The sequence below is a fragment of the Amycolatopsis umgeniensis genome, assembly GCF_014205155.1.
GTDB classification, from domain to species: domain Bacteria; phylum Actinomycetota; class Actinomycetes; order Mycobacteriales; family Pseudonocardiaceae; genus Amycolatopsis; species Amycolatopsis umgeniensis.
This window is the reverse complement of the sequence record NZ_JACHMX010000001.1, coordinates 7939001-7963053: the sequence shown is the minus strand read 5'-3', so window position 1 is coordinate 7963053 and position 24053 is coordinate 7939001. Positions and strand designations below refer to the sequence as shown.

The window sequence follows — 24053 nt, the reverse complement described above, 5'->3', positions numbered from 1 at the left end:
CCCGGCCTCCTCGGCGGGCGCAGGTCATTTTGCCTCGGCGACGCTCCGGGCTTGCCCTTCGTGGATGTCGTTCACCCATTCCCAGCCGGGCTCGGCCGATGAGCCGATTCGCGGGTCATCGGGCGTGCGGGCGTCACGCAAGGCGTGCACGTACGCCCGATCCTGTTCGATCCGCGCGCGTACCTGATCACCCCTGCCGACGGATCCATGACCGGGGACGACGACGTCGACGTCGTCCAGCACACCCTCGAGCAGCCGCAGCCCGACGAGGTACTCCTCGATCGGGTCGTTGGTGCCCTTGAAGTCGTCGAGCATCGGGATGAAGACATCGGACAGCATGTCGCCTGCGATGAGAACCCTGCGTTCTTCGACCACCAGCGCCGCATGGCCCGGGGAATGCGCCGGATGCTCGACGATCCGGACTTCGGGACCGTCCCAAGGAATCCGCGCGGTCCCGGCGGGCAGGCCCGTGATGAGGCCGAACAGGTCCAGCGGTGTTTCCCCGGCGATTTCCGGCGGCAAGCCTCCGGCGGCGCGAGCCTTCCAGTCCGCGTCCGATCGCAGATCGTTCATTCGAGCGGCGCATTGTGCCGTACCGTAACGAGGCACATCGCCGAGTTCGGCATGCCAGAGCACGTGATCCCAATCAGGATGTGTCGAGAAGCCCGCCACGACGGACTGGCCCGACTCGCGAAGATCCTTGGCCAGGCAGACCATTTCCTCGCCGGTTATGCCGGCGTCGACGAGTAACACGCCGCCATTGCCTTGTACGACAACGGTGTTGTTCCGGAGCAGCTCGCTCTGGTGGACCAGCACGCCTTCCGCGACCCGCTCGAGCATGGGACTCCCCCGTTTCGTGATCGGAGGCCGGAGCTTAGCGCATTCGACCCCCCAGGCATCGAACAGGCGTTCGACAAATGATCGGGATCGGGGTAAGTTCGGTTGCCATGACACCCGCGCTCCAAGCCTCGCTGTTCGACGAGTGCGCCACCCTCGGGCTCGGCTCGCTCGACGGGCTCCGGCGCACCGAACTGACCCGTGGCGCCTGGATCGACGTGCTGCCGGGCTGGCTCGCCGGCGCGGACGAACTGTTCACCCGGCTCGCCGAGGACGTGCCGTGGCACGCCGAACGACGGCAGATGTACGACCGCGTCGTCGCCGTTCCCCGGCTGCTGAGCTACTACCGCGAGAAGATGCCGCTGCCCCACCCGATCCTCACCGAAGCGAGGGAAACGCTCTCGGCGCACTACGCGGACGAACTCGGCGAACCGTTCGTGACCTCCGGTCTGTGCTTCTACCGGGACGGGCGCGACAGCGTCGCCTGGCACGGTGACGACACCGGCCGCTCCCGCACCGAGGACACCATGGTCGCGATCGTCTCGGTCGGCGCCGCCCGGCAGCTGGCGCTGCGCCCGCGTGGCGGAGGCGAGACGGTCCGGCATGCCCTCGGCCACGGCGATCTGATCGTCATGGGCGGCAGCTGCCAGCGGACCTGGGAACACGCCGTCCCCAAGACCGCCAGACCGGTCGGGCCGAGGATCAGCATCCAGTTCCGGCCGAGAGGGGTCGCCTGAGAGTCACTCCAGCAGCACGGGCAGCGCGTCGACGCCGTAGACGATCGAGACCTTCCGGAAGCCCACCTCGTCCGGTTCGATCGCGAGCCGCATCTCCGGGAACCGGCGGACCAGCGCGGGATAGGCGGTGCGCAGTTCCATCCTGGCCAGTTCCGCGCCGATGCACCGGTGGATGCCCCAGCCGAAGGCGAGATGGGACGTCGGCTCGCGGGTCGCGTCGAACTTCTCCATGTCGTCACCGAGGACGCCGTCACGGTTCGCGACGCTGAGCGAGCACAGCACGATGTCGCCCTTGGCGATCCGGACGCCGGCGACCTCCATGTCCTCCTTGGCGAAGCGCGGGAAGGCCATCTGCACGACCGTCAGGTACCGCAGCAGTTCCTCGACGAACTTGTGGACGGCCTCGTCGTCACCGCGGACGGTCTCGAACAGCGAACGGTCCTTCAGCAACACGAGCGCGCCGAGCGCGAGCATGCTCGCCGTGGTCTCCAGGCCGCCGGTGAGCACACCATCGGCGAGGCCCGCCAGTTCGCGGTCGTCGATCTCGTCGCCGTGCTCCTTGATGAGCATGCCGAGCAGGCCGTCGCCCGGGTTCTCGCGCTGCTTCTTGACGATCTCGTCCAGGTAGGACAGTGACTCGGTCATCGCGCCGAGTGACGCGCCCGCGCCGCCGAAGAGGTCGAACCGCGCGGTGCTCAGCCGCTGGAACTCGTCGCGGTCCTCGTACGGGACGCCCAGCAGTTCGCAGATCGTCAGCGACGGGGTCGGCAGCGCGAAGGCCTCCCACAGGTCGACGGGGCCGTCCGCCTTCTCCATCGCGTCGAGCTGGTCGGCGACGATCTCGTCGATCCGCGGCGTCAGCCGCGAGAGCCGCCGCATGGTGAACTCTGGCGTGAGCAGACGCCGCAGCCTGGTGTGCACCGGCGGATCGGCGAACCCGAGCCCGCCGGGGTTCTGGTCCTCGGTCACCCCCGCGTTCCCGACCAGGTTCGTGAAGTCGCTGCTGAACTCGGTCACCTTGCCGAGGACGGCCTTGGCCTCGTCGTAACCGGTGACCAGCCAGCCGCTCATCCCGAACGGCAGGTCCAGCTTGCTGATCGGCTCTTCCGCGCGGATCCGGCCCAGCTCGGCCACCGGGTCGAGACCGTCGCGCTTCAGCGGCGTCAGGAGGTTGTCCGGGATGATGGACATCTTGGACAGGTCAAAGCCGTTTTTCTGCTGGCGCGCGAGGTAGCGACGGCCGATCCATGCCAGGACGCGCGAGCGAATGCTCCCCATACTCCGCACACTACTCCAGCCGTGTAGCACCTGACCTGGCACAACAGGCCGCGTTCGGCCACCCGGGCACGAACTTCGACGAGCGTTCACCCGCCGTCCCACTCGATTCGTCACGTCCAGAAGGTCGGATTCGGGCCGGGCACGGTTCCCAGCGGGTGGGAGACGTCGGTCACCGTCGGTCACCACGAACAAGAGGTAACGCCTGACAGCCGGCCGACGTCGTGAGATTGTCGGACCCTACTGGGAGGATTCGGACATGTCAGCCTCGCTCATCGGACGCGACCATCCCGCGGGTGTGCTCCGCGCGGAAGTCGCCCGTGCCGCCGAAAGCCACGGCGGCCTGGTGCTGGTCACCGGCGAGGCCGGGATCGGCAAGACCACGCTCGTCACCGGCGCCGCCGAAGAGGCGAAACGCTTCGGCGCACTGGTGCTCAACGGCTCCTGCTGGGACTCGGCCAGCGCGCCGGGCTACTGGCCGTGGACGCAGGTGGTCCGCGGGCTGCGGCGTTCGGTCGGGCCCGGCCGGTGGGCCGCGATGGCGGACAGCGAGCTGGACGTCCTGCTCGGCGAGGCCCGCGGCGACGGCGCCGCCGACGGATTCCGCCTCTACGACGCCGTGACGAGCGTGCTGGTGGCCGCGTCCCAGGAACAGCCGGTCGTGGTGGTGCTCGAAGATCTGCACTGGGCCGACGCGTCGTCGCTGCGACTGCTCGAGTTCGCGGCGCAGCACACCTGGTTCGAACGGCTGCTGCTGATCGGCACGTACCGTGACGTCGAGGTCGAGACCATCGATCACCCGCTTCGCTCGCTCATGCTGCCCTTGCTCACGAAGGCCACTTCGGTGACGCTCACCGGTCTCGAACCGGACGAGGTCGGCGCGCTCATGGCCAGGACGGCGGGCGCGGAACCGGACGGCGCGCTGGTCGCCGAGGTCCATCGCCGCACCGGCGGCAACCCGTTCTTCGTCGAGCAGACGGCGCGGCTGTGGCACAGCGGCGGCTCCGCCGAGACGATCGCGCCCGGCGTCGCCGACGCCCTGCAGAGACGGCTTTCCCTGCTTCCCCAACCGGTGCTCGATCTGCTGACCACCGCGTCGGTACTCGGCAGGGAGTTCCACCGCAGACTGCTCGCGGATGTCGCACCGGCGCCCGTGCCGCAGGTGGACAGGCTGCTCGACCAGGCCGTCGCGGCGCGACTGGTCGTGGTGCACGGCCAGGGCCGGTTCGCCTTCGCCCACGATCTGGTCCGCGAGACGCTGTACGCGAGCCTGTCCGAGGCGGATCGCCGGAAGAAGCACGCCGCGGTCGTCGCGGCCGTCCGAGAGATGCCGAGTTCACCGGACCGGATCTTCCCCGCGGACCTGGCCCGGCACGCGCTGCTCGCCGACCGGGAGCTCGATCCGAATCTGGCCGTCGAACTGTTGCTGGCCGCGGCGATCGACGCCACCGGCCGGATGGCGGCCGAGGAGGCGACCACGCACTACCGGCGGGCGATGGAGCTCGCCGAGGATCGAAAACGGCAGGCGGTCATCGCGCTCGAACTGGGCGCGCATCTGGCCCGTCACAACGAGACCGACGAGGGCAGGCGAGTCCTCGACGAGGTCTCCGAGCTCATCCACGAACTCGACGACGACGATCTCCTCGCCAGGCTGGCGCTGACCCTGATCCGTGCCGATCACAAGAGCCTGCGGGTCGACGAGACGATCAGGGTGCTCACCGAGGCGCACGGACGGCTCTGCGGTCGCGAGCCCGGCCGGGACATCACCGTCGTGGAGATGACGCAGGAGCTGACCGCGCGCATCATGATGACCGCTCGCGACGATCAGGACGATTCCGCGCTGTTGTTCGGTTTGTGGGCCCGCCACGACGCGATCTGGGGGCCGGGCAGCGCCGCGGAACGGGAACGGCTCACCGACGAACTGGTCGCGGTCGGCCGCCGGACGTCGAACCCGGAACTGGAGCACTACGCGGCGTCGTTCAGATGGGTGGCGCTGCTCGAACGCGGCGACCCTCGATATTTCGAGCAGTACCAGGAGTTCGTCGCCTTGGCGAGCACCGGCCGGGCGCCGAGTTCGCAGTTGGCCTCCCGGATCGACCAGAGCATCATCGCCACACTCCAAGGCCGGTTCGCCGAAGCCGAGGCGCTGATCCAGCAGGTGATCTCCAGTCCCGAGGGAGACGAGCATTCCCATTGCGGCGATCTGAACAAGTTGCAGCGGTGGACGCGATGGTGTCTCGAGGGCCGCTTCGACGATCTCGCCGGATTACACCGCGAGATCCACGACGACGGGTACGCCTACGGTCGGCTGCTGGAAGCGATCACCGCCGCCCACCGGGGTGACGCCGCGGAAGCCGTGCGGCTCACCGATCTCGCCGCCGACACGAAACCGTACCCCCGCGACCTGGAAGCGCTGTGGTTGCGCTGCCAGGCGCAAACGGCGGCGGTCTCACGCGACCCTGAACGCTGCGAAGCCGCCCGAGCGCTTCTCGTGCCGTATAGCGGCGAATGGCTGGTTTCCCTGTACGGCTGCGAGGTCTCCGGCCCGGTCGACCTCTGGCTAGGCAGGCTGGACCTGGCACAGGAACGCTGGAACGACGCGGTGGGCCGGTTGCGCGGCGCCGCGCTCTCCGCGGACCGGTTGCGGGCCACGGTCTGGGCGACCGAGGCCAAGTCCTGGCTCGCGAAGGCCTTGCTCGGCCGCGCTCTCGAAGGGGACGCGGCCGCCGCGGCACATCTTCTGTCCGAAGTGGACAGAGAGGCCGCCGCGATCGGCATGTGGCAGGTCGTCGCCAGGGTCGCCGAAACGCGGGATCACGTGCGGGCACCGGCGGCGCCGAAAGCCGAATTCCGCCGGGACGAAGCCGTGTGGACCCTGCGTTTCGACGGCGTCACCTCGCACCTCCCGGATTCGAAAGGCTTGCGGGACCTGCATTTCCTGCTCGGCAGGCCGGGTTCGGACGTGGCGGCCGTCCGGCTGCTCGACCCGGCGGGAGGCGAGGTGGTCGTCGCGGCCAAGAGCCTCGGCGGAGACGCCGTCCTCGACGACGAGGCGAAGGCGCGGTATCGCGCACGGTTGGACGAACTCGACGACCTGATCGACACCGCGACCGGGCTGGGCCAGGACGCCCGCGCCGCGGCCTTGGACCGGGAGCGGGACGCGCTGCTGGCGGAACTGCGGTCCGCGGCCGGGCTCGGCGGCCGCTCCCGGCGGCTCGGAGACGAGGCCGAACGCGCCCGTAAGACGGTGACCGCCCGGATCCGGGACACCCTGCGCAAACTCGACGAACAGCATCCGGCGCTGGCCGCGCACCTGCGCTCGTCGGTCACCACCGGGTCTTCGTGCCGTTACGCGCCCGAAGACAAGGTCCCCTGGCGGCTGTGAGCCGCCAGGGGACCTTGTCACCCCCAGCTCATTTCCGGTTGTAGAGCCGCATCGTCAGCGTGCCGAAGACCGCGAGGATGACCCCGCCCGCGATCAGCACCCAGGTGATCTCGCCGCCGTTCCAGTTGCCGTCCATCATCGAGCGGACCGCCGCGACCACGTGGGTCACCGGGTTGACGTCGACGAAGGCCTGCAGCCAGCTCGGCATCGTCTCCGGGTTGACGTAGATGTTGCTGAGGAAGGTCAGCGGGAACAGCACCATCATGCTGACCCCCATCACCGACTTCTCGCTGCGCAGCAGCAGACCGAACATCGTCCAGATCCACGAGAACGCGAACGAGAACGCCAGCAGCAGGAGGATCGCGGCGGCCACGCCGCCGAACCCGCCGCCGGGACGGAAGCCCATGATCAGCCCGACACCGAGGATCACCAGCGACGCGATGAGGTAGCGCAGCATGTCGCCGAGCAGGTACCCGACCATCGCCGACGGCCGCCAGATCGGCAGCGTGCGGAACCGGTCGAACACACCCTTCTCGATGTCGGTGTTCACCGAGATGCCGGTGTACATGGTGATCATCAGGATGCTGCTCGCCATGATGCCCGGCAGCACGAACTGCAGGTACTCCGTCGGCGAGCCGGACAGCGCGCCGCCGAACAGATAGGTGAACATCAGCGTCATCATGATCGGGAACGCCGTGACGTCGAACAACTGCTCCGGCACGTGCTTGATCTTCAGCATCGCGCGCCACCCGAAGGTGACCGAAGTGGACAGCGCGCTGGCGCGCGGCGGGCGGTTCTTCGCGATCAGGACGGCGGCGAGATCCTCCGCCTTCGGTGCCGCGAGAACGGGTTCGTTTTCTTTGACTGCCGTGGTGCTCAAGCTGCACTCTCCTCAGGCGTGGCTGTGCGGTCGGTGAGGGCCAGGAAGACCTCGTCGAGGCTCGGCTGGCCGAGGGAGAAGGTGTCGACGACGATGCCCGCGCGGGCGAGTTCGGCCAGCGCGCGCGAGGCGTGTTCGGCGGCTCCCTGCTCGGTGCTGTCGCCCGAAAGGCGCGCGGTCAGCGCGAGCGGGTCCGATTCGAGCTGGACCTGGGCCTCCAGGATGCGCACGAGTAGCGCTTCCGCCTCGGGACGCTGATCGGCCTCGCGCAGCCGGACGTGGACCGCGCCCGCGCCGACCGATGCCTTCAGCTGACCCTTGGTGCCTTCGGCGATGACCTTGCCCTGGTCGATGACCGCGATCCGGGAGGCCAGCTGATCGGCCTCGTCGAGGTACTGCGTGGTCAGCAGGACGGTGGTGCCGTGCCGCACGATCGCGCGCACGATGTCCCAGACCTGGTTGCGGCTGCGGGGATCGAGCCCGGTCGTGGGCTCGTCGAGGAAGAGCACGTCCGGGGTGTTGAGGATGCTCGCGGCGATGTCGATCCGCCGTCGCATCCCGCCCGAGTAGTTCTTCACCTGCCGTCCCGCGGCTTCGGACAGGCCGAACGCCGCCAGCAGCTCTTCCGCCCGTGCACGGGCGGCGGGTTTGCGATGCCCGGTCAGCCTACCGATCAGCACCAGGTTCTCGGACCCGGTCAGATCCTCGTCGACCGAGGCGTACTGCCCGGTCAAGCTCACCATGGACCGGACTGCGTCGGCCTCGCGAACGACGTCCTTGCCGAAGATGCGAGCCTCGCCGCCGTTGGGGCGGAGCAGGGTCGCGAGCATCTTCACCGCGGTGGTCTTGCCGGCGCCGTTCGGCCCGAGGACGCCGTACACGGTGCCCGCGGGGACCTTCAGGTCGATCCCGTCGACCGCCCGGTTCTCCCCGAACACCTTGACCAGCCCCGACGCTTCGATGGCCAGTTCACTCATTTCCTTGTTCCTTTCAGAAGCTTTCAGCAGACATAGGGACGAGCGGTGCGCGCTTCTCGCAGGGCGAGGCCCCACCAGACGAGTTCGTCGAGCAAGGTGGTCACGGCCTGTCCCTGCCCGTCGGTGTCGAAGGGGGTGCCGTCGCGGGCGAAGGTGCCGTCGAGGAGGTTGAAGGCGACCGTGTCCCGCATGGTCACGGTGTGCAGCTCGGTGAAAACCGAGCGGAGCTGCTCCACCGCGTAGAGGCCCTGTGAGCGGTAGCCGTAGGAAACGAAGCCGACCGGCTTCGTGCGCCACTCGTCGTAGGCGCAGTCGATCGCCTGCTTCAGCGACGCCGGGAAGCTGCGGTTGTACTCGGGGGTCACCACGACGAACGCCTCCGCGTCGTCGATTCGCGCGCCGAACCGCTTCATGTCCGGGGTCGCCTGCTCCGGCAGCCCGGCGGGCAGCTCGAAGTCGACCAGGTCGAGGACGTCGAGGACGAGGTCTTCCCGGTGTTCCGCGCGGCCGGTGAACCATTTGGCGACGGCGTCCCCCACCCGTCCTTCGCGGGTGCTGCCGATGATCACCGCGACTCGCAGCGGGCTGTTGTTCATGACCGACCTCCTCTCGCCTCACTCTTCAGGCGCGAGAAAGCCGCCGGGAGTTCGCTAGATCGGATCTAGCGAACGCCCGGCGGCTACGGTCGGTGATCTCGCTATGCGTCCAGCGCGATCGCGATCGCGCCCAGCAGGGACGCGTCCTGGTCGAACTTCGCCGACACCAGTTCGGGCGGGAACGGGACGGCCTGCGCCAGCCGTTCACGCAGCGCGGGCAGGAGGACGTCGGCCGAACGCACCAGTCCCCCGCCGACGGCGATCCGCCGCGGGTCGAGCGCGATGGCGAGGTTCGCGACGTGCATCGACAGTTCGTCGAGCGCCGCGCCGACCAGTTCCTTGGCCTGCGCGTTCTCCCTGGCGAGGCCGAACAGCTCGCCCGCGGTCACCGGGCGGCCGAGCAGCACACTCGCCCGGCCGCCCAGCCCACGCCCACCGACGGCTTCTTCCAGCGGCGCCGCTCCGCTGGCGAACCCGTCGGTGTCCTGCGGTGAGAGGAGGTTGTACCCGATCTCTCCCGCAGCGCCATTCGCGCCGGCCAGCAGCCGGCCGCCGACCAGGACCGCCGCCGCGATCCCGGTCCCCAGTGAAAGGAACACCGCCGGATCGGTGTCCGCCAGCGCCCCCCATCGCCATTCCGCGAGCGCCGCCGCCTTGGCGTCGGTGCCCACGGAGATCGGGACGCCGTCGAATTCGTCGGCGACCAGTTCCCGCAGCCGCAGTTCCTCCCAGCCCGGCACGTTGGGGGCCAGCAGGATGCGGTCCTCCAGCACGATGCCGGGGCTGACGACGCCGATCGCGACGAGGTCGTCGGCCGCGCCTTCGTCGGCCAGCAGTTTCCGCGCCGCGGCGAGCGCGCGGCTCACCACCTGTTCGGCGCCCGCGTGCGCGTCGGTGTCGAGCCGCCGGGTGACCAGCAGGCTCCCGGCTCTGTCCGCCAGCCCGATCGCGACCTTCGTCCCGCCGAAGTCGATCCCCAGGATCAGCTCTTCCCCCGTCACTTCCCGTTCCCCTCTGCCGCCCCCGCGAACGATTCCTGGATTCCCTTGGGCCCGAACGGCCACACCCGCTCCGCCTTCGCATAGGCGAGGAACGCCGCCACCCCGAGCGCGATCCATCCCACCGAAAGCCCGATCGAGAGCCAGGTGGCCGAGAAGTAGATGTAGACCCAGCCGAGCAACGCGATGACCGTCGGGATCGGATAGAGCCATTGGCGGTACGGCCGGTGCAGTTCCGGGCGCCGTCGCCGCAGCACCACGATCGCCGCGACCTGCGCGAGAGACTGGATGATCACCAGCACCGTGACCGCCGCGTTGATCACCGCGGTCAGCGTGAACAGCGACCCGATCGCGGTGATGAGCCCCATCGTCAGCACACCGGCTGTCGGCAGGTTCAGTTTCGGATGCAGTTTGGCGAAGACCGGCAGGAACACCTTGTCGCGCGCGGCCTCGAACGGGACCCGCGAGCCGCCGAGGAGACCGGCGAACACCGACCCGATCGCCGCGATCACGATGAACACGGTGATGGCCTTGGCCGCGCCCGTGCCCCAGGCCTGTTCCAGCACGGTGGAGGCGACCGACGTCGCGCTCTTCAGCTCCTCCAGCGGGATCGAGCCCAGCACGCCGAGCTGCAGCAGGAAGTACAGGCTCATGATGCCGAGGATCGAGAAGATGATCGACCGCGGCAGCGTCCGTCCCGGATCACGCACCTCGCCGCCGAGATAGGCGCTGGTGTTGTAGCCGAGGTAGTCGTAGATGGCGATGATCAGGCCGGCGCCGAGCCCGGCCCAGAACGCGCCGCCGCCGAACGAGAACGCTCCCGGCGTGAAGGCGAACGCTTGCGCGCCGTCGAAATGCGTGAAGGCCGCGACGATCACCGAAAGCGCGGCGAACAGCATGATCGCGAACAGGACCGTGGTCAGCTTCCCGATCTCGCCGATCCGGCGGAACAGCGCCAGCACGACCAGCACGATGACGCCGAGCCCGATGACCTTGCCGAGCCCGGTGGTCCCGCCCTCGTCCGCCACCCCCGGGATCAGGTACCCGAGGTACTGGACGAGTCCGATGATGCCGGTGGACATGATCAGCGGGATGAACAGCACCGCGCTCCAGGCGAACAGGAACGGCATGAGCCTGCCGGTCCGGAAGCCGAACGCCTCTCGCAGGTAGACGTAGGTGCCGCCGGCACCGGGGAGGGCGGCGCCGAGTTCGGCCCAGATCAGGCCGTCGGCCAGCGCGATGATCGCGCCGATGAGCCAGCCGAACATGGCCTGCGGGCCGCCGAGGGTCGCCACCATCGCGGGGATGGTGACGAACGGGCCGATCCCGCACATCTGGGTCATGTTGATGGCGGTCGCCTGCAGCGGCCCGATCTTCCGCTCGAGCCCCGGCTGCGGGGATGAACTCAAAACGCGCCTCCCTATTAGTTAGTAAAGTTTCTTAACATAATTTGCGGCGTGTCGGAAGGCCAGGCGGCGAAGTTGTCGCGCCCTGGGACATCCGGAATTGCCCCAACGGGCCGAATCAGCGAAATACGCCCGAATGGACCAATCCGGGACGTATCAGGGAGTAGTGGTTCCGCGTCCTTATCCAGAAGGACGTCTTCACGAGGACGGTGAGGTCCATGAAACGGCTGTTCAGCGCGACGATGGCGATCGCCGCTCTCGGCTTCGCGACGGCTTGCGGCGGAACGTCGGCACCCCGCGACACGGCTCCGGCCGACGTGAGCACGGAGAGCGGGGTGACGACGGAGGTCGCCCCGACGGCATCGGCGGGCTCGACGTCGTCCGCGTCGTCCGGCGGGGGCGGCGGCCACACCGACGGTCCGGCGCCGGGAGTACCCGGCAGCCCGATCATCTACGACCACACCCGCCTCGGCGCCGCCCCGACGATCGCCCAGTCGGACATCCGCGGCGACATCAGGAAGGCCTGTGGCCCGAGCCTGTGCGGTGTGAAGGTCGTGGTCGTCGGCAAGGGCGAATGCACCGCGAGCATCACCCACTCCCCGGTCAAACCCGGCGGGACGGTGACGATCAAGGCCGTCGAGTGCAAACCCGAGGTCACCGAAGAGACCACGACCTCGGAAAGCCCGGTGTCCACCGGCGAGCACCCCACCGAGACCACGGCGGGATGACCGCGCGGCGCGGCCTGCGGCGCCCCTCGCCCCCGGCCACCGAGCCCGACCCCGGGCCACCACAGGCGCTCAAACTGGTCGGTGCGGTGCTGGCCAACACGACCCTGCTCACCGCGCTGCTGTACTTCTTCGGGCTGGTCGAGACGCAGGTGCTCTTCGCGTACTTCCGCGTGCACTACACGCTTCTCGCCCAGACGCCGGACGAGATCTTCGCGCGCGGTGTCGACGGTTTGTACCTGCCGCTGGCGGGTGCCGCGGGGACGGTGCTCGGTTTCGTGATCGCCGTCCGGATCCTGCGGCTGCGGCTGACCGAGCGTTCATGGGCACGGCTGCTCCGGATCTGCGTCCCGGTCGCGGCCGGACTCGGTGCCCTGCTCGTCGTCGCGACCGTGTTCGTCACGCTGGACCCGGAGCCGTTCCGCGACCGTCCAGGCCTGCCGGGGCTCGGCTTCGCGCTCGGCGTGCTGATGCTGCTGTTCGCTTGGCGTCACTGGGCTTCGGCGCTGCGATCGAGCCTGCTGGAACTCGTCCTGGGCTACGCGCTGGTCAGCATCGGGCTGTTCTGGGCCGTCAGCGACTACTCCGCCGCCGTCGGCGTCCGGCGCGGGTTCGAGACCGCGGCGCAACTCCCCACGCGCCCCGCCGCGACGCTCTACAGCGCGGAAAGCCTCAACCTCACCGCAGGCGGTGTCCTGCAGGTGAAATGCGCCGATCCCGACTCGACCTACAAATACCGGTACACCGGGCTGAAGCTGCTGCTCCAGTCCGGCGGCCAGTACGTCTTCCTCCCGGCGAACTGGCGGGCCCCGACCGGAGTGGCCTTCGTGATCCCGAAGACCGACAAACTCCGGCTGGAATTCGGTCCCGCCCGGACGCCGCCGCCCGCCGGTTGCTAGCTCAGATGGCGGACCAGCCACTCGGTGACCGCGTCGTCGACCACCTTCGCGATCGGCAGTTGCGGCGCGGGGTCGATGCCCGGGTCTTCGGCGAGCGGGTGCGCGAGACCGGGCACCCTGGTCAAGTGGACGTCGTCCGGCTCGGCGTACTGCCCGCGCAACGCCTCGACGAGTTCGTCGGTGTCCGCGCGGAAAGCGGGGAAATCCTCTTCGCCGCTGACCGCCAGTAAGGGAACCTGCGTTTCCCGGGCCGAGATTTCACCCGATCGTGCGACGAAGTCGAGCCGATCCGCCGCCTGGTTCGCCTCGTCGTTCCACTGATACGGCTGCTCCAGCATGGTTTCCACCAGGCCGACCACCGAACGCCCCCGCACGGCGGGGTTGACCAGGGCCGCCGCGCGGACCGGGATCTCCCTCGTGGCCAGGATCGTCAGCGCCACGGCACCGCCGAGCGAACCGCCGACGACGGCCAACCGGGAAGTGTCGAAGCCGAAGCGTTCGCGCAGTTCGGCCAGCGCGGCGGGGAATTCCAGCGCCGCCTGCGCGGTGATGGGGTCGATGTAGGCGAGCATCGCGTCACGGCGGGCCCGCTCGACGATCGCGTCCATCGTGCCGTCGACCATTCTCGCGCCGCACAACGGCATTCCGAGGTACACCCGCCACGCAGGCACCCCGGCCAGCGGCAACGCGGCCGCGAACGCGGCATCCGAGCGGGGCGCGTCGATCATGTGCCAGGCGACCACCACCGGCGCGGGGCCGCTGACCTCGGCCGATGGCGGCAAGACCGTGAACGGAACCCTCGCGGCCGTGCCCGTAACCGGTTCTTCCACCGCTGTCCTTCCTCGTGCGCTCTCGATCTCCACGATATCCAGGACGCGCCGGAGGTGGACCTCGTTCCGCCACAAGCGAAACAGTATGCCCACGAGGTCACCCCGACGCGCCGCGGAGGTGGTTGCGGTGCCCCGGCGGCGGCCGAATAGTGTTGCGGCCCGGCCCTTTGGAGGTGAACCGCCCGTGCCAGCTGTCGACTACTACGAGGTGCTCGGCGTGGGCAAGGCCGCCTCGGTCAACGAGATCAAGACCGCGTACCGGCGGCTGGCGAAGTCGCATCACCCGGACGCCGGGGGTTCCGCGCTCACGTTCCAGCTGGTCCGCGAGGCCTACGACACGCTCAGCGATCCGCTGCGGCGCGCGGGCTACGACGCGGACGGCCGGTCCGTGCGCGCGCCGATCCGGCCGCGGCCGAGACGCCGCTTCGGCGACGAGCCGGGCTACGAGCCCGAGCGGGTCGTGATCGATCCGGAAGACCTCGAATGGTGGGAATTCGCCGCACAGGACGAGCGAGTGCGGCACGGACGGCGGCGCGGCCCCGGGCACACCCCGGTCGTGGCCGCGGTCGGCGGGATGGTGCTGGTGCTGCTGCCGGTGCTGACCGGCGTCGGATTCTCGGCCCCCACGCTGATCGTCTGGCTGATCCTGACCGCCGGAACGGCCCTGCTGGTGCAACGGCTCGCCCGCGGCTACCTCGCCGCCTCGCGCGCCAAGAACCGGTTCGCCGCCGAGTTCGGCGGGAAGCGCGTGTTCGGCACCCCCGGCACCGAGGCCGACGAGCTCGCCGAGCGGCTCACCGCCGATCTGCTCGAGCGCTACCTGACCAGGTTGCCCGGCGCCCGCATCTTCCACGGCCTCTCGTGGCCGGACTCGGTGTTCGCCGACGTCGACCACGCGGTGCTGTGCGGGAAGCGGCTTGTGCTCGTCGAATCGAAGCTGTGGCTGCCGGGACACTACGAAACCGACGACGACGATCGCCTGCTGCGCAACGGCCGCGCCTTCCGCGGCGGCGGGAGCAGGCTGACCGAAAGCCTCGCCGAATACCGGCGGATCCTGCCGGGGGTCACGTTGCGCGGGGCGATGATCGTGTACCCGAGCCGGACCGGCGAGATCACCACGGACCACGACGATCCCTCCCCCGCGCCGCCGATGACGCCGGAGCAGTTCCTGCACGAGATCGGCGGCTGGCTGGCGGCGGAGCCGTCCACTGTGGACTCGCCGACGATGCGGGTCGTCCGGGACCGCCTCACCGGCGCCGCCTGAAACCGCCACCCAGGTGCCGGATGCGCGTGAAGGCCCCCTTCCCTCGGCTGAGCCGAGGGAAGGGGGCCTTCACGCGCTGACTACTGAAACTACCGGCCCGAGCGCTCCTTCTTGGCGCGCGCGGAACGGGTGCAGACCTCACCGACGTCGACCGTCTGGCCGCGGTCGATGTAGACGTCCGCCAGTCCGACGAGCTTGCCCTTCGGCGACGTACAGGTCAGCTGGTACGCCTCCTTGGGGCCGTAGGTCGGCGGGATCGGCGACTGGAACGAAACGCCGCCGGTCCAGTCGTCCACAGTGGACGGGCTGGCCTGTGCGTAGTTGACCAGCACGGCCCGGTAGTCCCCGGCGGGCGGGTCGAACAGGGTCGCGTGCTCTTCCGTGGTCCCGCCGTTCGCCGACGACGACACCATGTTGCCCGCGGCGTCGAAGACGTACAGGTCCCAGTCCGTGTCCGGGCTGGCCCACTTGACGTCGACGCTGAACTTCCCGTTGTCCACCTTGGGGAGCCCGTCCACGTGGAACGTGAAGCTCTCCGAGGCCGGATCGGCCGGGTAGTTGGTGTTGATCGCCGGCACGCCGGCCGGGTTCGTCACCGCGATGTTCGCCTGCGCCGGACCCTGCGGCTCGCGGCCGTAGCGGCCCGCGACGTAGGGCCGGGTCGACGGGTTGATCGACCACGCGAACCGGCCACCGGTCGACGCAAGCGACGAGTTCAGGTTGTCGGTCACGTAGATCGGCGGCTTCGTCGAACCGTCCGGCTGCACGACCGGCGCCGTCGGCGTCTGGAACGTCTTGTGCAGCTTCAGCTGGTAACCCTTCGGCGCCGTACCGATCAGCGTCGAGTGGGCCGCCGGGTCGGCGGTGTTGGCCAGCATGTCGATGAAGGCACCGCGGTTGCCACCCTTGCCCGCGCCCGCGGCGGGGGCGACGCCGGTGTACTCGGCGACGACACCGGCCTGGAACGGCGGGTGGAACTCGGTGTTGCCGATCTCGAAGGTGAAGCCCCAGCCACCGGTGGCCCAGTACGACCAGTCCTCGGTCGAGCCGGTCGTGTCGTAGAGCGCCCACGACGGCTGGCTGGTGTACCCGTTGCGCGAGGCCATCTTGTCGCCGAGAGCCTTGTACGCCGGCTCGTCGAGCGGCGGGCGGACGGCGGCGACACCCGGGACACGCAGCACCAGGTTGGAGAAGGTGTGCAGCGTGATCAGGTTGGTCACCTGGCGGTTGGACACGATCGAGCGGATGTTCTGCGTCTCCGGCTCGGAGAACGGGCCGGAGCCGCGGAAGGTGTCGTTGCGCCACACGGTCGACGCGCCGGCGCCGCCCCAGAAGCCCGCGTAGTTGCGGTTCGGGTCGGTGCCGCGTTCACGGCCGCCGGGGTTCGCCTTGCAGACGCCGGTCGCGAACTCCTTGGGCGAGTCGTTGACGTTGCAGTTCTTGCGCTTCATCTCGTAGTCGAAGCGCGAGAAGTCGCCCTTGGGCTCGGCTTCACGGGAGATTTCGAAGCCGTCGGCGTTGACGATCGGCACGATGATGTTGCGGGTCCGGCCGACCAGACCGCGGACTTCGGCGTTGTTGCCGGTGTAGCCCTTGACCAGTTCGTGCGCCCATTCCATCGCGTGCTCGCCCGCGGGCCACTCCCGGGCGTGGTGCACGCCCATGGTGAAGTTGACGGGTTTGCCGTCCGCGATGTTCTTGACGTCGGTGGCGATCTCCAGGCCGATGACGTCGCGGCCTTCCCAGGTCGGCTGCGGCAGCGTGAACGCCGTGACGAGCTTGGGGTTCTTGCGGGCCAGTTCCTTGACCTCGAACTGGTAGTCGTAGAGGTGCCGGTAGCTCGTGCGCCCGGACGGCAGCGTGGAGCCGGGCGTCTTCGCGGCGTACTCGCGGTCGGTCTTGGCGTTCTGGATCGACCGGGCCGAAAGGTCGGCGTCGACCACCTTCGACTTGAAGCCGTTGTCGGCCAGCGTCTTCCGATCGGCGTCGTCGGCGAGAACGACCTCGACACCGGTGGCGTCGGCCTTCTCGGTGACGTCCAGGCCGAGCCGGAGCAGCTTGTCCTTGTCCTGCTTGGCCGGGGTCTCGACCCGGACCAGTTCGGCGCGCTGCGGCGCGGGCGCGACGCCGGTCGGTGTCCCCTGCGGTGTGAGCGCGAGGAAGTCGACCCCCAGGACCGCGTCGCGCGTCTGCCCGTCGTACCGGCAGGTCTGCACGACCAGTTTCTGGTCCTTCTTCACGAAGCCTTCGGCGAGCTCGTGGCTGCGCAACGCGGCGGACGCGGCGACCACGGCGCCGGTGGCCTTGTCGAAGACGGCGAGGTCCCAGTCACCCTCGTTGCCGCCGCGCGGCGCGAGGCGCGCCTGCAGCAGACCGTCTACTGTGGACGTGAACTCCCGGCGATCGGTGCCGGACGCGCCCGGCTTCTGGAGCGCGGCGAAACAGGAACGCGCCACGGCCTGATTGGCTCGCACCACGTTGTCCGCGGCCACCGCCGTCGTGGCCGACGGAAGTGCCACGAACGTGCCGGCGAGCACCAGTGTCGCCGCCGTCCATCCCGCTCTTCGCCGGTTTGGTGAATACCCCACAGACTGACCTCCTTGGACAGTCCGGTGACCGGGTGAGGTCACCGGTAGCGAGACCCTAGACCCGAGACCCCACCCGAGGGACCCGCCACAAGTCGCCTGCACCCCTTTCGGCCCAACGATCTCACCGACCGTGCCGGAACGATCACCACCGCGTGCGCCGGAGAATGGGACTTTCCTGTCGATTCCGACAGGTCGGCCTAAGAAAACCTTCAGGTTGGGTGGTTACCTTTCAACCATGACGACGTCCCAGGTCACCGCCAGATCCCCGCTGGCCCTGCTGGCCGCCGTGGTCTCGGTCGCCGGTGGTGCGCTGCTGATCCTGCTGCTGCAGGTCCTGCCTGCCACCAGCGGCATCAGCCCGGTCCGCCGCACCATCAGCGAATACGCGCTGAGCGAGAACAAGTGGATCTTCGATGTCGCGGTCCTGCTGGTCGCGTTCGGTTCGGCGATCGGCTTCGGCGCGCTGATCCGCCGCAAGCATCTTCCCGCGCTGTCCGCGGCGTCGGTCTTCTGCGCGCTCTGGACGCTGAGCCTGGTGGTGATCGTGGCGTTCCCCAAGAACAACTGGGCGATCGGGCCGAGCGCCGGCGGGACGGTGCACCGGATCGCGAGCGTCGTGGCCTTCGTCTGCCTGCCCCTGGCCGTGTGGTTCGCCGCCAAGGCCGTCTTCCCGTCCTCCCCCGCGCGCCGCGCGGTGACGCGGGTGCTCGCGGTGGCGGCGCTGGCCTGGTTCGGCGTGATCCTCGGGGCGATCGTGGTCTCGATGAACGGCGGCAGGCCGTGGTGGCAGGCGATCCCGCTGGGGCTGGTCGAACGCGCGATGGCGCTGACCGGGCTGATCGCGCTGGCGTCGCTGCTCATCCCGCCCCGGGTGGTCGCACCGGTTCCCGACGAGGCCTTGCGGGTCGCGTCCTGACCGCCGGAGACCTCGCCAGGGGATGGGACGCGGCCGCCGAGGGATACGAGGCCTACTACGTCCCGCGGTTCGCGCCGTGGGTCGCCGCCGCGGTGCGGGCCCTCCCCCCGGACCTGCCCGACGGCCCCGTTCTCGTCCCCTGCTGCGGGACCTTCCCGGAGCTGGACCTGCTCACCGAACGGCTACCGGGACGCGAAATCATCGGTATCGACCTGTCGGCGGGCATGACCGCGCTGGCCCGGCGCCGGGCGGCGGGCAACCCGCTCGTGCGCGTCGTCGAAGGCGACGCCTCGGCACTCGACGTCACGGCAGCGGCCGTCGTCTCGGTCTTCGGCCTGCAGCAACTCCCCGAACCCGACGCCGCGCTCCGGTCCTGGGCAGGCGCGCTACGCCCGGGCGGACTGCTTTCGGTCGTCTACTGGCCGCACAGCCTCGAACCGGGCGGACCGTTCACCGTGCTGTCCGACGTCCTGCGGGGGCACGTCCCGGCCAGGGATCGCTCCTGGGAAGACCGGCTCGTCGCCGCGCTGGAGGACGCCGTGCTCGAGCGGGACGAGCCGTTGTCGTTCCCGATGGTCCATCCGGACGCGGACACGTTCTTCACCGCGCACACCCGGTCCGGGCCGATGCGGCCGTTGGCGGACGCGCGCGGTGAAGCGTTCATCGCCGTGCTGCGCGAGGAATTCCTGCGACGTGCCCCGGAAGGGGAATGGCGACACCGGCCGTCTGCCCGGCATATCGTCGCGCGGGCGTGACCTCGTCCTCGTCCGCGTCCTTGCGCAACCGCGCGGTGCAGACCGAAAGGTGCACCACGTTGGCCCGCTTGTGATGGCGGTACACATGGACGTCGGTGGCGAAGCACGCCGCGGCGAGGAGCGCCCGCCGCTGTTCGATGCGCTCATAACCGACCCCTGCCGGGCAGAACACCGTGACCTCGACTTCGTCACCCCGCGGTTTGGTCCACAGGATCACCGGCAGCTTGCCGTCGAGCGTGCACACCCGCGCCCGGGCGAACCCGGTCCTCAGCCGGTGCTGCACGACGACCGACCGGAGCCGGTCACGGACGAAGCGTCGCGCCGACTTCCAGTAGAAAAGCCAGTTGGCGACGCCGAACAACACGACCGCGGCCCAGATCGGGCCGACCGCCTGGAACAGGGAGAACAGCGCGTAGGGGAAGACGACCAGCGCGCCGATCTCGTACCGCCAGTGATAGAGGGCGGTGAACGGGTTGGGCCTCCTGACCACCGTGACCTCCCTGGCCAGCTCGGCGATCGCCTGGGGTTCCTGCCAACGGTTCATGACCTTCCTCCTGTCCGTCCGGCGGTTTGCTCGGCGGCCGCCGCCGCCGCGGGAAGGGAACGGATGACACCGGCACCGGCGCAGTCCGGGCATACGGCGTCCTCGTAGGGCCACCACCCCGTGCCCCCGCACGGCGCGCAGGCGCGCACGGTGTCCCAGCGAGGATCGCGGTAGACGCGGCGCCTGCTGTTCGGCACACGGGTCACCTGCCAGCCGCGCGCGGCGGCCCTGGCGTCTTCGTCGGTCGCGAAAAGCCAGTTGTCGATGCGTTCGAGTAGTCGATCGAACCAAGTTCGGGATGCTGACGTGTGGTTCTCGTGGTGGGTCATGGGGTTCACCCCCGATGCTGCGAAGCGCGGACTCGGGTCGGCACACACGACGCCTACTCCGGCATTCGTGTGGCCCGCAGACGGCTCGAGCCGGTTCGGATGCGCAGCGTCACATTCAGATGGCTGACAGCATCCGCTTTCCGGTCTTGCCCGGGTCGTACCGGCCCTCGTCGCCGGGTGGGTCACGAACGCCGGGACCTGGCAGAACAGGACCCGGCGAGGCTTTTCGCACGTTGTGACACGACGTTGACCGACGCGCCAGCGCGGTCCGATTCGCTTGCTGTACTCTCGCCGTTGTGTGCACGTTCAGTCACCGCCCTACATTGCCTACCCGAGGTAGGTAAGCCCGTGTCTAGTGCCTACATGAAGCCTACATCGGCCGGGGACCGGCCGGTAAGTCCTGGTGCGGAAACCGTTACCGCGTCGGACGTCGGAGTCGAGCTGAGGCGGCTGCGCAAGACGGCGGGCGAGACGCAGGCGCAGACCGCCCGGATCATCGGGGTCACCCGGGCGAACCTGACCCAGTGGGAGACCGGCAAGTACCTGCCGTCGGTGCCCAACGCCCGCCAGCTCGACGACCACTTCCGCGCCGCGAACGCGCTGTTCACGCTGGTGGAGAAGGCACGATCACCCCAAGACCACAACCCGCCCGCCCTCGGTGACGCGGGCGCCGTCGACACCTCTCGTTCGCTGCTGCAGGTCTTCCGCACCGTCGGCGCCAGACTCGCCGCGCACGTGATCCGCGACGACGACGGGAAGCCGCTGGGCTGGCGGCACAACCTGCAGAAGACCACGGGGCCGAAGGCCCTCAGCACCGCGTACGGGATCAACGCGATGCTGGTGGTAGGCGATCCCTACATCGACCTACATACGCTCGCCGAAGATCTCTACCGGCTGCAGGCGGAACACGACTGGCGTGGTCGAGCGGGCGGCAAACGACCGGAGACCACCGCGTCGGTCGTGGACGCCCTCTTCCGCACCAGCACCATGTCCGCCGACGAAGGGCTGGACCAGCTCGAAAGGTCACTCGACCCGTACAGCCGTACCCGTCCGTACCTGTTGTCCGCCGTGTTGCACACGGCGGTCCGGCTGCGGCCGGACGCCCCGCTGACCGACAGGCTGATCGACGCCCTCCTGGCGGCCCGGCTCGACTTCGACGGTGCGCGGTTGTGGCCGGAGAAGAACGAAGCCGGCCTCGTCGCCCCGGAGGCTTCGGTGGTCCACACCGCCCGTTCGGTCGTCGCTCTGCGGGACGTCCTGAGCAGCCGCGAAGATCGCAACGACGTCCGCGACGCCGCCGACGAAGCCACACAATGGCTCATCGACAGGTCGCACTCGGACGACGGCGTGGCCGAAGATCTCGAAAGGCCCCGCCCCGACGGTGAAGGGACCACCCGGATCATCATCCGGCACTTCACCGCCGCCTGGGTCGTCCAAGCACTCGCCACCGCCCCGCTCCTGCCACTTCCCCGGCTCAACCGGGCGCTCGGAACCCTCTGGGAGCGCTATGACGCCGAACAAGGATTGTGGGCCTGGGGAAGCGGGGACCTACCCATCTGGCAGACACTGGACGCCGTCACCGCCCTCCGCGCGGCCGCATTCGCCGTCGCCGCGCCCCCGCTCAGCCCTCCAGGAACCCCAGGTACGACTTCATGATCGACACTCCGCCCTCGACCCTCATCGCTTCTCCCGCGGGAGAAGCGGACCTGCCTTGGCTGCGTGCCGTGGCGCACCGGATCCAGGACACCCCCGGCACTTTCCTTTCATGGCTCGAAGAAATCCTCGAGGACGACGAAGCCGTCCGCGCCGCGGCGAAGCGGTCCTACTGGCACCCCAACGGGTTCGCCAAAATGGTGCTCCACGCGTCCGCCGATTTCCGGATCCGGCTCCATGTGTGGCCGGAATCCGCGGAACCGTCGCGCGGCGAGTCCAATCCGCACAGCCACCGGTGGGAATTCGCCTCGACCATCATCGCCGGAGAAGGCCTGTCCATGGCCGAGTTCCGCGAGATCACCGAAGGCGGGAAGGTGCACAACCGGTACCGCTACGGTGCCGACCCGGCGAATCCGGCCGCCCTGCTCGCGGACGGCGAAGCCCGGCTCGAGGTGGTGAAGACCCCGAACGCGCGGCGCGGCGACGTCTACTCGTGCGACACCGAGATCGTGCACACCGTCCGGCCGATCGAAGCGGGCTTGACCGCGACGGTGGTGATCCAGGGCCCGCATCGCACCAGCACCACCGTCGTCTACTGCGAACCCGGCGAGACCGACGACCAGCCCAACGGCGAACTGACCGAGACCGACTTCCGGACGCTCGTCGGCGCCGTCGCGAAAGCGGTGGCGTCATGCCCTTGACCCGGCCCGCGCCACGCCGCGGGATCCTGACCGACAAGGCGATCAGACGCGCGCACCGGAACGGGGAACTCACGATCAGCCCGTTCGCGCCGGACCTCGTCCGCCCCGCCGCGATCAGCCTGCGGCTCGGCGACGAGGCGTTCGCGCTGGAATCGACCGGAACCGTCGACATCGCCGACCGGAGCACCTATCCGGAACTCCGGCCGAAGGAACTCGACGCCGAAGGCAGGCTGTGCGTCGAGCCCGGCGAAGTCGTCCTCGCCCCGACGCTCGAGAAGATCGGGCTTTCGGAGAAACTCGCCGGGCTCGTCGACGGTACGAGCGACTACGCGCGGCTCGGCATCAGCGTCGTCCTTTGTGGTCAGGTCAGTCCCGGTTTCGGCCGTGAGAACGGCGCCGTGCTGACCCTCGAGATCGTGAACCACCTGCGGCATCCGGTACTCCTGCATCCCGGCACGCGGATCTGCAATCTCATGTTGTTCGCCACCACCGGCAGCGACCGGCCCTACGGCGCGCTGCCGTACAACTATTCCAGCGACCACACCGTGGCCCCGTCCCGATTGGCGGATCATGTCGGGCGTGACTGAAATCTCGCCCGTCGGCGACCACGTCCGCCTCGGCGACCTCGGCGAGCACAAGATCCTGGAACACATCCTGCGGCCGCGCTACGGCGGTGTCCGCGGTTTCGGTGACGACTGCGCCGTCCTCGACGCTCCGGAAGGGCTTCGCGGCGAGCTGGTCGCCACCACCGACAGCTGCCCCACGCCGCTGGTCACCATCCTGGGCGAAACGGATCCGTACCACGCCGGCTGGCTGCTGGCGACGATCAACCTGTCCGATCTGGCGGCCGCCGGTGCCACCCCGATCGGTCTGGTCGTCAACTACACCCTGCCGAAGACGACCACGGCGGGCGAGTTCCGGCGGCTCCTCGACGGCGTGGACGCGTGCACGGAGACCCACGGGACCAAGGTCGTCGGCGGCGATCTCCGCGACGGCCCGGTCCGGCAGCTCACCGCGACCGCGATCGGCCGGTGCGTCCCGGGGAGCAGACTCGGGCGCGCGGGCGCCGAAGTCGGTGATCGGCTGCTGCTGGTCGGTTCGCCCGGCTACCTGTGGTCGTACGCGTTGCTCGTCGAAGAGCAGGCGCGGCTTCCCGAGTCTCTCGTCGCCGAAATCCGGCAACGCGCCTGCCGCCCGACGGCGCAGGTGACCGCCGGGAGGACGCTCGCCACGGCGGGGCTGGCCCGCGCGGCGATGGACGTGTCCGACGGTCTTTTCCCGACCGTACGCACCCTCTGCGGCGCGAACGGCCTCGGTGCCCGTGTCACGACGGACATCCAGCTGGACGAGGCGCTCGTCGACGTCTGCAAGCAGTCGGGACTCGGCCGGTTCGAGCTCGCGCAGGCCTGGGGAGACTGGACGCTCGTGGTCGCCGTGCGGCCGCAGGACGTCGAACTCGCCAAGAAAACCCTTGCGGGGGAAGGCATCGCGGCGCAGGAGATCGGCACTCTCGTTCCCCGTGAACAGGGAGTCTCGCTGGACGACGGCGAGAAGACCGAGCTTTGGGACGGCATCGCGCAGGAGCGGTTCTCGCCCAGTTCGTGGCACGGCGGCGACCTGCCGAAGCTGATCACGGAGGTCCTGGGCAGGCGGGCGGGCTGAATAGGCAAGTCCGTGAAGGCCTCCTTCCCTACCTTGAGCGTAGGGAAGGAGGCCTTCACGGACCGCACCCACGAACAACCACAGCCAGAACCCGGC

General features: G+C 69.3%; 22 protein-coding genes. 11 read left to right on the top strand and 11 right to left on the bottom strand.

Annotated elements, in window-relative coordinates; genetic code table 11:
- Positions 1–24: 24 nt before the first annotated feature.
- Positions 25–954: an MBL fold metallo-hydrolase gene (locus HDA45_RS36785; RefSeq protein ID WP_425491744.1), complete on the bottom strand. Its 930-nt coding sequence runs from the start codon at positions 952–954 to the stop codon at positions 25–27.
- Here HDA45_RS36785 and HDA45_RS36780 point away from each other — a divergent pair.
- Complete coding sequence (locus tag HDA45_RS36780) at positions 948–1574, top strand: alpha-ketoglutarate-dependent dioxygenase AlkB (protein ID WP_184903281.1); 627 nt, start codon at positions 948–950, stop codon at positions 1572–1574. The genes HDA45_RS36785 and HDA45_RS36780 overlap by 7 nt on opposite strands.
- Positions 1575–1577: 3 nt before the next feature.
- Here the strand turns inward: HDA45_RS36780 and HDA45_RS36775 are convergent, their stop codons facing one another.
- Entirely contained in the window at positions 1578–2852 is a 1275-nt protein-coding gene (locus HDA45_RS36775) for a cytochrome P450 (RefSeq protein WP_184903279.1), read from the bottom strand.
- Positions 2853–3108: 256 nt separating this feature from the next.
- Here HDA45_RS36775 and HDA45_RS36770 point away from each other — a divergent pair, with 256 nt between their 5' ends.
- Positions 3109–6234: an ATP-binding protein gene (locus HDA45_RS36770; protein WP_184903277.1), complete on the top strand. Its 3126-nt coding sequence runs from the start codon at positions 3109–3111 to the stop codon at positions 6232–6234.
- A 28-nt stretch (positions 6235–6262) separates the two neighbouring features.
- Here the strand turns inward: HDA45_RS36770 and HDA45_RS36765 are convergent, their stop codons facing one another.
- The 5 genes from HDA45_RS36765 to HDA45_RS36745 all read right to left on the bottom strand — a co-directional run bounded on the left by HDA45_RS36765 (position 6263) and on the right by HDA45_RS36745 (position 11094).
- Positions 6263–7114 (bottom strand): ABC transporter permease, encoded by an 852-nt coding sequence (locus HDA45_RS36765; protein ID WP_184903275.1) that lies wholly within the window; start codon positions 7112–7114, stop codon positions 6263–6265.
- Positions 7111–8091 carry an ATP-binding cassette domain-containing protein gene (locus HDA45_RS36760; protein ID WP_184903273.1) on the bottom strand — a complete coding sequence of 327 codons (981 nt, stop codon included), beginning with the start codon at positions 8089–8091 and terminating at the stop codon, positions 7111–7113. Before HDA45_RS36760 ends, HDA45_RS36765 begins: the two co-directional genes overlap by 4 nt.
- A gap of 23 nt (positions 8092–8114) precedes the next feature.
- Positions 8115–8687: an NADPH-dependent FMN reductase gene (locus HDA45_RS36755; protein WP_184903271.1), complete on the bottom strand. Its 573-nt coding sequence runs from the start codon at positions 8685–8687 to the stop codon at positions 8115–8117.
- A gap of 101 nt (positions 8688–8788) precedes the next feature.
- Positions 8789–9688, bottom strand: coding sequence for an ROK family protein (locus HDA45_RS36750; protein WP_184903269.1), 900 nt, complete (start codon positions 9686–9688; stop codon positions 8789–8791).
- Complete coding sequence (locus HDA45_RS36745; protein ID WP_184903267.1) at positions 9685–11094, bottom strand: APC family permease; 1410 nt, start codon at positions 11092–11094, stop codon at positions 9685–9687. Before HDA45_RS36745 ends, HDA45_RS36750 begins: the two co-directional genes overlap by 4 nt.
- Positions 11095–11309: 215 nt before the next feature.
- Here HDA45_RS36745 and HDA45_RS36740 point away from each other — a divergent pair, with 215 nt between their 5' ends.
- Both HDA45_RS36740 and HDA45_RS36735 read left to right on the top strand, forming a co-directional pair.
- Entirely contained in the window at positions 11310–11819 is a 510-nt protein-coding gene (locus HDA45_RS36740) for a hypothetical protein (protein ID WP_184903265.1), read from the top strand.
- Complete coding sequence (locus HDA45_RS36735; protein ID WP_184903263.1) at positions 11816–12715, top strand: hypothetical protein; 900 nt, start codon at positions 11816–11818, stop codon at positions 12713–12715. Before HDA45_RS36740 ends, HDA45_RS36735 begins: the two co-directional genes overlap by 4 nt.
- Here HDA45_RS36735 and HDA45_RS36730 read toward each other — a convergent pair.
- Entirely contained in the window at positions 12712–13545 is an 834-nt protein-coding gene (locus HDA45_RS36730; RefSeq protein ID WP_343072228.1) for an alpha/beta hydrolase family protein, read from the bottom strand. The genes HDA45_RS36735 and HDA45_RS36730 overlap by 4 nt on opposite strands.
- A gap of 184 nt (positions 13546–13729) precedes the next feature.
- Here HDA45_RS36730 and HDA45_RS36725 point away from each other — a divergent pair, with 184 nt between their 5' ends.
- Positions 13730–14809: a DnaJ domain-containing protein gene (locus tag HDA45_RS36725; protein WP_184903261.1), complete on the top strand. Its 1080-nt coding sequence runs from the start codon at positions 13730–13732 to the stop codon at positions 14807–14809.
- Positions 14810–14898: 89 nt separating this feature from the next.
- Here HDA45_RS36725 and HDA45_RS36720 read toward each other — a convergent pair whose 3' ends face one another.
- Positions 14899–17397, bottom strand: coding sequence for a M14 family zinc carboxypeptidase (locus HDA45_RS36720; protein ID WP_343072227.1), 2499 nt, complete (start codon positions 17395–17397; stop codon positions 14899–14901).
- A gap of 235 nt (positions 17398–17632) precedes the next feature.
- Here HDA45_RS36720 and HDA45_RS36715 point away from each other — a divergent pair, with 235 nt between their 5' ends.
- Entirely contained in the window at positions 17633–18313 is a 681-nt protein-coding gene (locus HDA45_RS36715) for a DUF998 domain-containing protein (RefSeq protein ID WP_184903259.1), read from the top strand.
- Between the two features lie 92 nt (positions 18314–18405).
- Complete coding sequence (locus tag HDA45_RS36710) at positions 18406–19068, top strand: methyltransferase domain-containing protein (RefSeq protein WP_221471338.1); 663 nt, start codon at positions 18406–18408, stop codon at positions 19066–19068.
- On the opposite strand, the gene HDA45_RS36705 is transcribed toward HDA45_RS36710, so the two are convergent.
- Complete coding sequence (locus HDA45_RS36705; RefSeq protein ID WP_184903257.1) at positions 18974–19612, bottom strand: hypothetical protein; 639 nt, start codon at positions 19610–19612, stop codon at positions 18974–18976. The genes HDA45_RS36710 and HDA45_RS36705 overlap by 95 nt on opposite strands.
- Positions 19609–19941: a hypothetical protein gene (locus HDA45_RS36700; RefSeq protein WP_184903254.1), complete on the bottom strand. Its 333-nt coding sequence runs from the start codon at positions 19939–19941 to the stop codon at positions 19609–19611. Before HDA45_RS36700 ends, HDA45_RS36705 begins: the two co-directional genes overlap by 4 nt.
- Positions 19942–20304: 363 nt before the next feature.
- Between HDA45_RS36700 and HDA45_RS36695 the strand changes: the two genes are divergently transcribed.
- From HDA45_RS36695 to HDA45_RS36680, 4 genes are read left to right on the top strand one after another with little or no spacing between them, the layout of a single operon-like run.
- A complete protein-coding gene (locus HDA45_RS36695; protein ID WP_184903252.1) occupies positions 20305–21597 on the top strand; it encodes a helix-turn-helix domain-containing protein in 1293 nt (430 codons plus the stop codon).
- Positions 21594–22295 (top strand): hypothetical protein, encoded by a 702-nt coding sequence (locus HDA45_RS36690; protein ID WP_184903250.1) that lies wholly within the window; start codon positions 21594–21596, stop codon positions 22293–22295. The genes HDA45_RS36695 and HDA45_RS36690 overlap by 4 nt, the downstream gene beginning before the upstream one ends.
- Entirely contained in the window at positions 22286–22882 is a 597-nt protein-coding gene (gene dcd / locus HDA45_RS36685) for a dCTP deaminase (RefSeq protein ID WP_184903248.1), read from the top strand. The genes HDA45_RS36690 and dcd overlap by 10 nt, the downstream gene beginning before the upstream one ends.
- On the top strand, positions 22866–23957 hold the full coding sequence (locus tag HDA45_RS36680) for a thiamine-phosphate kinase (RefSeq protein ID WP_184903246.1): 1092 nt from the start codon (positions 22866–22868) through the stop codon (positions 23955–23957). Before dcd ends, HDA45_RS36680 begins: the two co-directional genes overlap by 17 nt.
- The last annotated feature ends 96 nt before the right edge of the window (positions 23958–24053 follow it).